A 13,079-nucleotide genomic window follows, 5' to 3' on the forward strand; every position below is an offset into this window, starting at 1 on the left:
AGGTTGACCCGATGAACGCAGGACGTTTACTAACAGGTGTACTGGCTTTATGTAATTGGATTACGCACTTTGCTCTGTTAAACTTATTATGGATCGTATGTACTTTATTAGGAGGAGTTGTTTTTGGCATCGCGCCAAGCACAATTGCTTTATACACCGTTTCACGAAAAGCAGCCAGAGGGCAAACCGATTTCCCTTTAGCCAAGACTTTCTTCAAAACGTTTAAGAAAGAGTTCCTCCGGGCGAATGGTCTGGCCGTCATTTTACTCTTTATTGGAGTAGTATGCTTTTATGATTTGCATTTCTTCCGACAAATGGAAGGGGGTCTCTATGACTTTATGTCTACTGTGGCTCTCGTATGCTGCTTAACATTTCTCATTGTGATGGCGTATATTTTTCCTGTGTATGTGCACTACGATTTAAAGGTTTTACAAACGATAAAGCAAGCGTTATTGATTGGATTCTTAAAGCCTAGTAATCTGCTTCTCATGATTATTACTACGGTTTCCATGTACTACTTCTTTATCTCTTTTCCTGGTTTTATTCCCATCTTCGGGTTTACGATCTTCGCCCATTTAAACATGTGGATGGCGCTGAAGTGTTTTGAGAATATCGAAGAAGTGAAGGTGGCAGCTGAAGCAGCTTAATGCATAAAACAAGGTCCTCAACACTTGAGGGCCTTGTTTATTTAAATAGGAAGTTACTATTGCAGGGGGAATCGGACATGGAAGTTCTCTTTATTTTTCTAAACATTATTGTACCTGTCTTTATTCTAATAGGTATCGGAGCACTCATGCATAAAGCATTTAAACTTGATTTATTTACACTGGCGAAGCTTAATATTTATTTCCTCAGTCCTGGTTTTGTGCTGGTTAACTTATATGAATCTTCCTTTTCTATTGATTTACTGGGGCAAGTAATCGTATTTTTTGCCTTATTTATTTCTGTGCTATATGTGGTCGTTCGGCTTGTTGCCCGGATAGGGAGGTATAAAAAAAGCATAAGGGGTGTATTTGCTAATAGTGTCCTTCTGTACAATTCAGGCAATTACGGGATCCCGGTTAATGACCTGGCTTTTAAACAGGACCCTTTTGCAGCCACGATTCAAGTAATTGTGATGACCCTGCAAAACGTTTTCTCCTACACGTTTGGTGTCTTCTCGTTACGAGCAGTAGAAGAGGGAAGGGTCCGCGCGCTGATCGGGCTTTTGAAAATGCCGGCCATTTATGCCATGGCAGCAGGTATTCTCTTAAATGTAAGTAATGCAAATGTTCCAGAGTTTATCATCAAGCCCGGAGAATATATCGCTGATGCGATGGTAGGTATTGCTCTAATTACATTAGGTGCCCAAGTAGCTCAGCTGACGTTTAAATTTAAGCTGCTGGTCGTTTATCTGAGTATCGTAATAAGGCTTCTCCTTGGGCCGGCGCTTGCAGTACTGATTATTTGGCTGCTTCAGTATGAAGGCATTCTCGCACAGGCTTTACTTATTTCTTCAGGTATGCCAAGCTCCGTGAACAGCGCAATTATCTCGCAGGAATTCCGAAATGAACCGGAACTCGCTGCTCAAATTGTGTTAGCATCTACGATTTTTAGTATGTTTACGGTAACTCTTACGATCTATTTCTCACAATTGCTCTTTTGATGAGGAAGTTGTACATAATCGGCTAACCGAGTCGGCAGGCCGGCAACTGAAATTGCGATAAGTTCAGCCACTTCTTTAGCGCCATCAAAGTTAAGGTGAGTATCGTCCTGGGCCCCTTCTGGAAAATTAGGGGAAACGTTTCTGTCTATCCACATAAACAGCTTTTTGGAGTTTTCTGTCCCGAGATTATGGAGCAGCCGGGTTGATTGTTCGGTTAAATCGATTAGATGAACTCCGTAATCCGAAGCGATCTGCCTCATAGCACTAGGATACTCTCCGTGTGTCTCATTAATCGAACCGTCAAGGTTAAATTTACGACGCTGAATAGGAGTTACGAGTATAGGTACAGCATCGTTCGTCCTTGCCGTCTCAATATATTTTAAAAGATGCTCTTGATAAGTAGTATAAGGGTCTGTACGTCGTTCTTTCTCTGGTTTGCTGTCGTTATGCCCAAATTGAATAAAAAGGTAATCGTTACGTTTTAGCTGTTTGGCAATGGTGATCAGCCGTCCTTCATCAATAAAGCTCTTTGAACTTCTTCCGTTGACTGCCTTGTTCCATATAGATACTTCTTTCGAAAAAAAGTGAGGGAGAAGCTGTCCCCAGCCTGCTTGAGGGGAATTGGCTGATTCATAATTGGCTACAGTAGAGTCACCTGCTAAATAAACATTTATTCGTTTCATCGATTCCCTCCATTTATGGGCTGGCATGATTCGGTTATTTTTAATTCCGGCTCAAGAAAAATATAATCCTCTGTTTTTTCCTCGTTGATGACGGACATTAATACTTCTGCAAGCTTTTCTGTGATCATCTGCAGCGGAACTCCAACGGTAGATAAAGGGATTTCGAAGTTTTCAGTAGCTGGTATATTGTCATAACTGATGATGGATATATCATCAGGAATCGAAAGTTCACTCTCGTAAATGGCCCGCAGAATCCCTTTAGATAAATCGTGACTTCCACTAATTATAGCGGTAGGACGCTCTGGGTCATGAAGCAGCTTTTTCGCAGCTTCATAGCCATCGTATTGCTCAAGGTCCGATACAGAAATAACCCTTGAATAATAAGGATCTAAGCCAAATGATTGGACCGCCTGCTTGAACCCATTTACTTTCTCCTCCTGCAGCCGGTCTTCCTGCAGCAGATCACCTACATAGCAGATTCTTTTGTGGCCGATCGATATAAAATATTCCACTGCTGAACGAATAGCTTGTCTGCGGTTTACGTCCACTGTTGGAAAAGGAGAGTAATCATCCGCGATACCATAAGTCACCACAGGTACGGTAGAATTGGCTGGCTCTCTGGAATTACGATCGTCGAATGCAACAATCGCATCCACCTGGTAACGGTTAAATGTATTAATCGCAAATTCCATTTCATTAATAGAAATCAGAGTAGTGTAGGAAAGCTGTTCTAGCTGCTTGTTAAGCCCCGTAATTAATGCTGAATGTGTTACCCGTTCAATCGTTGGCCAAATGACCCCGATCGTATGAGACTTCTTAGATACTAAACTGCGCGCAGCAACATTAGGCTGGTATCCAAGCTGTCGGGCAATCTCGATTATTTTTGTTTTTGTAGGTTCTTTTACGAGCGGGCTGTCTCTTAATGCTTTAGATACGGTAGAGTAGCTGACCCCGGCAGATTTAGCAATATCCTTAATAGTTACCCCCATAGTCATCCTCCATCTTTTTTTCTCAATTATAATAAATATAGGAACTAAAAACAACGTTGTTTTATTAGGCACATCTTTGATTGTATATAAATTATCATGTTCTGCGTTGACAAAGAAAGCCTTTACATATACAATAATAACAACGTTGTTATTAAGAAATCAATTCATATGTGTCAAGATGGATTAAAAGCAGTGAAGGAGGCGTTTACATTAATGAATTCGTTATTTTCTTTAAAAGGGAAAACAGCACTGATAACTGGGGCGAGCCGGGGACTTGGGCAGGGTATTGCCATAGGACTTGCTAAGGCAGGAGCCGAAGTGATCGGTGTAGGGACAAAAAGTCTTGCGGACACTAAGAAAGAAGTAGAAGCCGTGGGTGGCACTTTTTACGAGCTCATTTCCGATTTGAGTGAAAAAAATGCAGCCGAGAAGCTTGCGGCTGATGCGGTCGCTGTTAAAGGGAAAGTTGATATTCTCGTTAACAATGCGGGGATTATCCGTCGGGCGGATGCTGAAAATTTCTCTAACGATGATTGGTTCAACGTCATTAACGTCAATCAGCACGCTGTCTTTCAACTAAGCCGTGAAATCGGTAAACATATGCTTGAAAATAACTCCGGAAAAATTATAAATATTGCCTCGATGCTCTCCTATCAGGGAGGTTTAAAGGTTCCAGCTTATACAGCTAGTAAACATGCCGTTGCAGGTTTGACGAAATCGTTGGCGAACGAGTGGTCCAGCAAAGGAGTTAATGTAAATGCTATCGCACCAGGTTATATGGCAACAGACAACACCGCTCCTATAAGAGAAGATGAAGCGAGAAATGCTTATATCACTTCCCGTATTCCTCAAGGCAGATGGGGGACCCCTGAAGATCTGCAGGGCGCAGCAGTATTTCTCGCTTCAGATGCTTCTAATTATGTGAATGGGCATATTTTAAATGTGGATGGTGGATGGATGAGCTCTTAGTAAGAAGCATTTTTATAAGAGACTGTAATAAATGATAAAAAATGAGAGGAGAATGAACATGGAAGTAAGATATGCGACCAACCCGACGGATTTTAAAAATTACGATGGTGAACGAGTAAGAAGCGAGTTTTTAGTAGATTCACTATTTGTAGAAGGTGAGCTCAACATGGTGTATTCTCACTATGACCGTGTGATTACGGGAGGTGCTGTCCCGAGTGTTAAACCATTAAAACTTGAAGACCAGGAAACTTTGAAAACAGAATTCTTTTTAGAGAGAAGAGAAGCTGGAATTATTAATATCTCAGACGGACAAGGAAAAGTAACGGTTGATGGAGAGAGTTATGAATTAAATAAACGCGACTGCTTGTATGTCGGATTGGGGAATGAAGAAGTTACGTTAGAAAGCGTTGACGCCTCACAGCCTGCAAAGTTTTACTTAGCTTCCGCTACAGCACATAAACAATATCCTACTAAAAAACTGCCAATTGAGGATGCCACACCGACGAAACTTGGCTCAGATGCAGAGTCTAACAACCGTACGATATATAAATATATCCATGAAGATGGTCTGCAAAGCTGTCAACTTATGATGGGTATGACACTGCTGGCTCCCAACAATATGTGGAATACTATGCCGCCTCACGTTCACGACCGACGTATGGAAGCTTACCTGTATTTTGATATGGATGACGAATCGCGAGTCTTCCATTTTATGGGCAAACCTGATGATACGCGGCACTTGGTCGTTAAAAATGAACAAGTGGTCTTATCTCCACCGTGGTCGATCCATTCAGGTGTAGGGACGAACAACTATACATTTATTTGGGCAATGGCTGGAGAGAATTACACCTTTACCGATATGGACCATGTAAAGATGGAAAACCTTAAGTAATTAAAAGGAGAGGAAGGGCTGATTTGACAGGAAGGACTGTTGAATCGGTCTTTTCTTTTTGGAACTGGCTGTTTATGGTTAATGGAGGGAAAATTCCATGGAATGGAAGGGGTACACATATGCAGGAGGTTGATTATTATTTAAGAAAGCTGTATGAAGATGCCACCAATAAAAAGCTTATTAATAAGCGCCGTATGGTTCTTGAATTACAACAGATGCTTGGTTCCTTTCCACAATCAAGGAGAAGTGGCCTGGTTCAAATGGAAGAGCCTGTATACTTTGACGACTACCGGAGAGAACGTATTAAATTTAACACAACTAAAGGGTTATTCTGTTCTATGTATGTTTTAACCCCAAACAGCTCTTTTGCTGATTCGAAGTTCAGTCCTGTATTAGCTCTACACGGGCATGGTAAAGGGAGTAAAGAAGCAGTAGGAATGATAAATGAAGCCACTGCTCATCGGGACTTTGGCCTTGATTTGGTTAAAAAAGGTTTTAAAGTCTTTGTACCCGAAATCGTGGGGTTTGGAGAACGTATGCTTGAAGAAGATTTAACGAGCGGTAAGAGGAATTCGTGCTATTCTTTAGCTGTCCAGCTTCTTATGAGCGGAAAGACGTTAGCCGGTTTAAGGGTTTACGAAGCAAGATGTGCGATCGATATTATCGAAAAGTATGAGGACGTTAACCGAGACCAGCTCGGTGTGGTGGGTTTCTCTGGCGGAGGACTGATCGCTGCTTTACTATCGATCCTTGACCGAAGAGTAGAAGCTACCGTATTAAGTGGTTTTGCGAATACTTATAAAGGCAGTATATTGAATTCACCTCATTGCATCGATAATTACATTCCACATTTATTAAAGCTAGGAGAACTTCCATCGCTGATTGGTTTAATTTGCCCGCGTCCTCTTTTTATTGAATCAGGTGATAAGGATACAGTTTTTCCCCGGGAGTCGGCTGGAGAAGCCATCGAATATATTGAGTCCATCTATAGGGAATTTGAGTGCCTGTTTTCCTTTGGGAAGGATTTCTTTGATGGAGAGCATGAGGTACACGGTAAGGCAGCATTTGAATGGTTAAAGAAACATCTGGAAATCTAACATTAAACGCCGAATCCTGTAAATTACCAGATTCGGCGTTTTGATTATTTATTCACAATTAAAGCAGGCTGATCCTTAATAGGTGTTTTATCCTCGATATCCTCATTATATAAATGGCAGGCAACAAAATGGTCTGTTTCCACTTCCTGCCACAGCGGTTCGATCTCAGCACACGCTTTCATAGCGAGCGGGCAGCGCGTTCGAAACACACAGCCGCTTGGCGGATCAATAGGACTCGGGATTTCTCCTTCAATAATGACCTGTTCCCGGCTGTCCTCAACATCTGGATCTGGTATGGGGATAGCGGATAAGAGAGCTTGAGTATACGGATGAAGCGGCTTTTCATAAAGCTGTTCACTGCTCGTCAGCTCAACCATGTGACCTAAATACATTACACCGATTCGATCAGAAATGTGTTGTACCATAGAAAGGTCATGAGCGATAAAAAGGTAAGTAAGTCCTTTATCCTCCTGAAGCCGCTCAAGCAGATTTACTACCTGAGCCTGAACGGACACATCAAGAGCGGAGATAGGTTCGTCCGCAATGATTAATTCCGGCTCTAAAGCGAGCGCACGGGCAATTCCGATCCTCTGACGCTGACCTCCACTGAATTCGTGGGGATAGCGGTTGGCGTGGTCACGGTTAAGTCCAACTTCTTCAAGAAGCTCATAGACTCTTCCCATTCGCTCTTTTTCTGTCTTGTACAGCTTGTGAATGATCATTGGCTCTGAAATGATATCGGCTACTGTAGAGCGGGGGTTTAAAGACGCGTAAGGATCCTGGAAAATCATCTGCATCTGTCTTTTGAGTTGAAAGTCCTCCACATCAGATAATTCGTGAACGTCTTTGTTATTAAACAAAACTTCTCCGTCAGTACGATTGTACAGGTTCATAATCGTTCGTCCTGCAGTTGACTTCCCGCATCCCGACTCTCCGACAAGACCGAATGTTTCTCCTTTATAAATATCAAAGCTGACGCCGTCAACTGCTTTGAGGGTCCGGTCTTTTCCAAGCTTAAAATGCTTTTTTAAGTTACGGACTTGTAATGTTTTTTCATCCTTCATCTGCGATCCTCCGCTTCCTTCCAGTACCTCCGAGCCGAACACAGTTCTCTTTCATAGATAGTTCCTTTTAAAGTAATGATTTCTACAGTTTTCCCTGTTTTCGGGGAGTGGATCATTTTCCCGTCTCCATAGTAAATACCGACATGATGGATAGTGCCGCTTCCATTATCATAAGCAAAAAACAACAGGTCTCCAGGCTCTACTTGATTTAATTCTATTTTTTTTCCGGATACGGCCTGATCTGTAGCATCTCTTGGGATTTGATACCCATTGGCTTTATGCATGTTATAGACAAAGCCCGAACAGTCATATCCATAAGAACTCATACCGCCCCAGAAATAAGGGAGGTCTACGAAAGTCTCGCCAGCTTTTATAATAGCGGCTCCGTCTCCTTTAGGGATATCTTCCTTAGATGGATAAACCGAAACGTCTTGTTCTGGAATATATCCTATCCCGTGAGGAGTACGAACTTTTATAAACTTTTCCTCATGGGCGAGAGCAGGAAGGGAAGTAAGATAACTGAGCTCAAACATCGGATCTTCCTTCTCGTCAATAAGAATGGTTGTGTTTTTGCTGACAACCGCTACCCCCTGGCCAATCCATTCGTGTTCAGGTACTTCTTTAACATGATCCACAGGTAAATACCCAGGGTATCCACGCTCATCTTTTTTCGAAGGCTGGGTGGGGATAACGACCTTGGCCCATTTTCCTTCTACATCGTCTACTATAACCTCTTCTCCATATAGAAGCTGTGACTGAACCAGGTTTTTATCGCTTAATGCCAACCTCGTTTCGTACGTTAACCCATTAAGCCACTCTTTAATTCGGGTGGGGTTGGATACTCCGGGTAAATCAATAGTTCGAGGTGATTCCTGTGATGTCCAAACAGTTGCTACCGGGACTTGAACTACCCACGTTGTTCTTGTGGCTTCTGCTTGTGTCATTTATGCTCCTCCTCATGTTTGCTGTGAAAGTATATCTTCCAATTGAATATTGCTAATACCTAAACCATTATCTGAAGAAAATAAGATATGACAGCCGTTATAGGTGATGCCGCCTTCTAGCGGATCTTCTGCAAGCATAAGCGGCGCATCGAAATCATAACGTATAATATTTCTCTGACTTGCTGCAAAATGGGCTGCAGCGGATATTCCCAGTTTTGTTTCAATCATACTGCCGACCATACAAGGTACTCCATAAGCCTCTGCAAGCTGGTTAATTTTTCGGGCCTGATAAATGCCGCCAGACTTCATCAGTTTAATATTGATTAAGTCAGCACTCTCAGTTTGTAAAACCCTCCTGGCGTCTTCTACAGAAAAAACACTTTCATCGGCCATGATTGGAGTAAAAGTATGCTCTTTTACTTTCTTAAGACCTTCGATATCCCAGGCCTTGACCGGCTGTTCCACAAGTTCAATGTTTAGACCCATATCCTCCATTTTTTGAATGGCGTAGATTGAGTCCTTAACACTCCATCCTTGGTTGGCATCAAGACGTATCAAAGGTTCAGAGCCGACACGGTTTCTAACTGCTTCAATCCGCTTGATGTCTTTTTCAATATCATCTTTTCCCACTTTGATTTTTAATACATTGAAACCATTGTCAATGTATTGACCAGCATCAGCAGCCATTTGCTCGCGGGTGTTTATACTAACCGTATAATCCGTTTCAATGGAATGATTGTACCCCCCTAGGAATTGATAGAGAGGCAGACCGCAAATCTGGGATAGACAGTCGTGTAAAGCCATATCCACAGCAGCTTTAGCACTGGTATTGCCGACAGCAGCTTGATGCAGGTTTTCAAATAACCTTTCTGTTTCTATTACTCTCTTCCCTAGAATCACAGGTTTTAAAATACTTTCTATCGTATATTGTATGCTGGCTAAACTTTCACCGGTGATTACATGAGTAGGAGGTGCTTCTCCCCATCCAATGGTCCCGTCCGAACAAGTCAGTTTCACATAAACAGATTCAGCAACAGTGACGGTTCGAAGTGCAGTTTTAAAAGGTGTATGTAATGGGACAGCAATAGAATATGTATCAACAGCTTGAATGTTCATGTCATTCTTCCTTTCCGTAAATTAAGATACACCGGGCTGGATACTTAATGATCTTGAAACACTCGATAAGGCAGCCTTACTACCGAGGGGCACAGCGTAATGAGGCAAACAGTGCCCAATTTTAAATCCAGATAGGACTGGTATATCTAAATCTAAGAAATAGTGGTCTAAAACCTCTTGTAAAGAAAGAGACTTTTCCCTCTTTTTAGGAGCAGCCTCATTAAAATCTCCGACGACTACACCTGCTGCTTCTTCGAATTTACCGGCGAGCTTAAGCTGACTGAAGAAGGAATCGAGACGGTAAGGTTCTTCACCGGTATCTTCTATTAATAGCAGTCGGTTCTTTGTATCTATTTCATAGGACGAACCAATCGAATTGACTAGCAGGGATAAGTTCCCACCTACTAGTCTTCCTGTAGCTTCTCCCTCAGCAATTACTCGTAAGGGAGAGATAGATTCGGTGTAGTGAAGGAGTGTTGGTTGAAATAATTGTGTGAACATCGATTTAGAAAAAGAATCAAAATTGTCTTTGCCAATATCGGAGCTAAGCATAGGTCCGTGAAAGGTAACAAGGCCTGTTTTCTGTCTTATGGCCGTGTGCAGATAGGTAATATCACTGTAGCCCCAAAAGACTTTAGGGTTCTTTTTAATTAAAGAAAAGTCTATAGAATCAACAATCCGGCTTGTACCGAAACCTCCGCCTGCGCAAATAACAGCCTTGACTTCTCTATCTGCAAACATCATGTGTAAATCCTGCAGACGATCTTCATCGCGGCCGGCTAAATAACCGTATGTACTGGACACATGCGGAGCAATTTTGACATGAAGTCCCAGTTCATTTAAGAAAGGGACTGCCTTATGTAAGAAATGCAAATCAGGAGGACTTGCGGGCGCAATTACCCCGACTGTATCGCCTGGTGTTAAACGTTTGGGATAGATCATAGGTTTACCTCCATTTGATAAAAAGAGGGGAACCCATACGAAAGTGTATGGGTTCATCTCTAATCTTAATTTATTCTTTTGTAGCCCATTTTAATTCAAGATATCCGACAGGGTGACGGACAATACCATCGACATTATCCTTTTGCAGGAAGACCTGGTTGTAAAAGTGGACAGGGAAGATTGGCATTTCATCGAATAAAATCTCCTCGGCTTCATACATATATTCGAAGCGCTGCTCTTCATCTGTCTCTTCTTTCGCTTGAGCAATCAAGTTATCATACTCTTCATTTGACCAACCAGTACGGTTCATAGTTGAATCTGTCGTGAAGCTTTCAAGGAAGTTGATCGGATCTGCATAGTCTGCAAGGAACGAACTGCGGGAAAGCTGATGCTCCAAAGCTTTCTGATCCTCCAGGAATACGTTCCACTCTGTATTTTCCAAACTTATATCAACATCTAAATTATCACTATACATTTCCTGAATGGCTTCAGCAATGGCCTTGTTCGTATCATCAGTATTGTAGGTAAGTGTTACGTCAGGCAGCTCATCGTAGCCTTCTTCTTCCATACCTTCTTCTAGAAGCTGTTTCGCTTCTTCAGCATCAAATTCTACTAGGCTGCCGCTCTCTTCACGGAAGTCATTACCATTAGCATCATTGAATCCCGGAGATACGAATCCGTTAGCAGGCTCTTCTCCCATTCGCGTTACATATTGAACGATGTCTTCCTGGTTCACAGCCTTGGCGAAGGCTTTTCGAATTTTTTCGTTCTGGAATGGCTCTTCTTCTACATTAAAACGGTAGAAGCTGTTTCCTGCCTGGTCTTCAATTGTCACTTCCTCACTATCCAAAAGTTCATCAGCCATATCGGAAGGGATTTCAGAGTTATCTAGATCACCGCTGTCATACATTTGATACTCTGTGTTCGAGTCATCAATCATAGCAAAATGTACCTCTTCTAATTCTACGGTGTCCGCATCCCAATATTCCTCATTTTTCTCAAGCAGCATTTCACTGTCGTGCTCCCATTCTGCGAGTGTAAAAGGTCCGTTACCAACAAAGCTGTCTGCTTCGGAATACCATTCTTCATCTTCTTCAGCAACTTGATGATTAATTGGGAAAAACGCAGGGTTAGAAATGATGTTTAAGAAATAATTTGTAGGAGCCTTAAGTGTTACGTGAAGTTCTTTATCATCTACCGCTTCCACCATCACATCATCCTCAGACCCATCACCGTTGTTAAACTCTTCTCCGCCTTCAATAAAATAACCAAGGAAAGCAGCAGAGGAAGCTGTTTCAGGGTCTAACAGCCGTTTCCAGGCAAATTCAAAATCCTCAGCAGTGACATCGTCACCGTTTGACCATTTAGCATCATCACGAATTGTAAATATATATTCGGTCCCATCTTCAGATACTTCTATGTTTTCAGCTGTGGCTTCTTCCGGTTCATGCTCCTGGTTTAGTCGTGTCATTCCTTCCATTAAGTTGTTTAATACATTCCAGGAAGCTGCATCAAAACCAATGGGTGGATCAAGAGAGGTTGGTTCCACCCCATTGTTTAAGAGAAGTGTACTTGTGTCCTCACCAGCCGATTCTTCGCTGTCGTTTCCTCCCTCTTCTTCTCCCGCATCCTCATCAGCAGTACAAGCTGCTAAGACAACCACGAGCAAAATGCCAAGCAACACGGTTAACCATTTTTTCATGATTTCTCTTCCCCTTTCAAATTTAAATGGTGTTCCCTTCTTACGGTGAAGCTGTATATTTTTTAGCCCTTTCATCCTGAAGCCAGCAATCCACAGCATGTGTACCGCTGAGCTCTGTCTGAAAAGGATAAACGCGCGAGCATACTTCCATAGCTTTAGGGCACCTGGCGGTAAAAGGGCAACCTTCAGGTGGTGAAAATAAGTCGGGAGGGGTCCCTGCGATAGGAATTAGTTTTTCTCCTTTCTGGTCAAGACGAGGTACAGAATTTAACAGTCCCTGTGTATAAGGGTGATTTGGCCGGTAAAAAATCTCCTGCCTTGTCCCCGTTTCAATGACCTTACCGGCGTACATGACAGCGATTCGATCAGCTATTTTAGCTACCACTCCTAAGTCATGCGTAATTAAAATTATTGAAACGCCGGTCTCCCGCTGGATTTTTTGGAACAGCTGCAGAATTTGAGCTTGAATCGTGACATCTAACGCAGTGGTTGGTTCGTCAGCAATAAGGAGTTCAGGTTCACAAATTAATGCCATCGCAATCACGATACGCTGCCTCATCCCACCGCTGAATTGGTGGGGATATTGCTTCATCCTCTCCTCAGGATTAGGAATCCCTACTAACTTGAGCATATCAACCGCTTGCTTATTAGCTTGAGTGGAGGAAATATTGCGGTGCTGTTTCAATCCTTCTGTCAGCTGATTTCCTATTGTTAAGGTAGGGTTAAGGGCTGTCATAGGATCTTGAAAAATCATCGAAATATCGACACCGCGTATCTTTCTGACCTGCTTGTTCGACAGTTTGGTCATGTCATTTCCTTTAAAATGTATCGAACCTTTTTTGATCTTGCCGGGAGGGGAAGGGATCAGTCTCATAATACTGTTTGCTGTTACGCTTTTTCCGCAACCGGATTCGCCGACGATCGCAAGGGTTTCTCCTTTGTATAACTCTAAATCAACTCCACGCACAGCCTGGACTTCACCTCCGTAAGTAACGAAGGAAACGTGGAGGTCGTTAATATCAAGAATTTTTTCCAT

General features: G+C 42.4%; 13 protein-coding genes. 5 read left to right on the forward strand and 8 right to left on the reverse strand.

Annotated elements, in window-relative coordinates; translation table 11 throughout:
* The first annotated feature begins 11 nt into the window (after window positions 1–11).
* Both C1A12_RS18480 and C1A12_RS18485 read left to right on the forward strand, forming a co-directional pair.
* Entirely contained in the window at window positions 12–647 is a 636-nt protein-coding gene (locus C1A12_RS18480; RefSeq protein ID WP_101846274.1) for a YesL family protein, read from the forward strand.
* Window positions 648–724: 77 nt separating this feature from the next.
* Window positions 725–1,645 carry an AEC family transporter gene (locus tag C1A12_RS18485; protein WP_101846276.1) on the forward strand — a complete coding sequence of 307 codons (921 nt, stop codon included), beginning with the start codon at window positions 725–727 and terminating at the stop codon, window positions 1,643–1,645.
* Here C1A12_RS18485 and C1A12_RS18490 read toward each other — a convergent pair.
* Both C1A12_RS18490 and C1A12_RS18495 read right to left on the reverse strand, forming a co-directional pair.
* Window positions 1,621–2,328 (reverse strand): rhamnogalacturonan acetylesterase, encoded by a 708-nt coding sequence (locus C1A12_RS18490; RefSeq protein WP_101846278.1) that lies wholly within the window; start codon window positions 2,326–2,328, stop codon window positions 1,621–1,623. The two genes, C1A12_RS18485 and C1A12_RS18490, sit on opposite strands and share 25 nt — an antisense overlap.
* Window positions 2,325–3,323 carry a LacI family DNA-binding transcriptional regulator gene (locus tag C1A12_RS18495; protein ID WP_101846279.1) on the reverse strand — a complete coding sequence of 333 codons (999 nt, stop codon included), beginning with the start codon at window positions 3,321–3,323 and terminating at the stop codon, window positions 2,325–2,327. Before C1A12_RS18495 ends, C1A12_RS18490 begins: the two co-directional genes overlap by 4 nt.
* 207 nt (window positions 3,324–3,530) lie before the next feature.
* On the opposite strand from C1A12_RS18495, the gene kduD reads away from it, so the two are divergent.
* The 3 genes from kduD to C1A12_RS18510 are packed head-to-tail and all read left to right on the forward strand — an operon-like array spanning window position 3,531 to window position 6,275.
* Window positions 3,531–4,286 carry a 2-dehydro-3-deoxy-D-gluconate 5-dehydrogenase KduD gene (gene kduD / locus C1A12_RS18500; RefSeq protein WP_101846281.1) on the forward strand — a complete coding sequence of 252 codons (756 nt, stop codon included), beginning with the start codon at window positions 3,531–3,533 and terminating at the stop codon, window positions 4,284–4,286.
* 58 nt (window positions 4,287–4,344) lie between these two features.
* Entirely contained in the window at window positions 4,345–5,178 is an 834-nt protein-coding gene (gene kduI / locus C1A12_RS18505; protein WP_200816615.1) for a 5-dehydro-4-deoxy-D-glucuronate isomerase, read from the forward strand.
* A 23-nt stretch (window positions 5,179–5,201) separates the two neighbouring features.
* Entirely contained in the window at window positions 5,202–6,275 is a 1,074-nt protein-coding gene (locus tag C1A12_RS18510) for a dienelactone hydrolase family protein (RefSeq protein ID WP_101846283.1), read from the forward strand.
* A gap of 44 nt (window positions 6,276–6,319) precedes the next feature.
* Here C1A12_RS18510 and C1A12_RS18515 read toward each other — a convergent pair whose 3' ends face one another.
* From C1A12_RS18515 to C1A12_RS18540, 6 genes are all read right to left on the reverse strand, one after another.
* The gene (locus C1A12_RS18515; protein WP_101846285.1) at window positions 6,320–7,339 is read right to left on the reverse strand and encodes an ABC transporter ATP-binding protein; all 1,020 of its coding nucleotides are present in this window, start codon (window positions 7,337–7,339) and stop codon (window positions 6,320–6,322) included.
* Complete coding sequence (locus C1A12_RS18520) at window positions 7,336–8,283, reverse strand: C40 family peptidase (RefSeq protein ID WP_101846287.1); 948 nt, start codon at window positions 8,281–8,283, stop codon at window positions 7,336–7,338. The genes C1A12_RS18515 and C1A12_RS18520 overlap by 4 nt, the downstream gene beginning before the upstream one ends.
* A 12-nt stretch (window positions 8,284–8,295) precedes the next feature.
* Entirely contained in the window at window positions 8,296–9,399 is a 1,104-nt protein-coding gene (locus tag C1A12_RS18525) for a dipeptide epimerase (protein WP_101846289.1), read from the reverse strand.
* A 21-nt stretch (window positions 9,400–9,420) separates the two neighbouring features.
* Window positions 9,421–10,341 carry an LD-carboxypeptidase gene (locus C1A12_RS18530; RefSeq protein ID WP_101846291.1) on the reverse strand — a complete coding sequence of 307 codons (921 nt, stop codon included), beginning with the start codon at window positions 10,339–10,341 and terminating at the stop codon, window positions 9,421–9,423.
* A 70-nt stretch (window positions 10,342–10,411) separates the two neighbouring features.
* Window positions 10,412–12,043 (reverse strand): peptide ABC transporter substrate-binding protein, encoded by a 1,632-nt coding sequence (locus tag C1A12_RS18535; RefSeq protein WP_101846293.1) that lies wholly within the window; start codon window positions 12,041–12,043, stop codon window positions 10,412–10,414.
* Window positions 12,044–12,083: 40 nt separating this feature from the next.
* The gene (locus C1A12_RS18540; protein ID WP_101846295.1) at window positions 12,084–13,079 is read right to left on the reverse strand and encodes an ABC transporter ATP-binding protein; all 996 of its coding nucleotides are present in this window, start codon (window positions 13,077–13,079) and stop codon (window positions 12,084–12,086) included.

This window comes from Halobacillus sp. Marseille-P3879 (genome assembly GCF_900240285.1).
In the GTDB taxonomy this organism is placed as follows: domain Bacteria; phylum Bacillota; class Bacilli; order Bacillales; family Halobacillaceae; genus Halobacillus_A.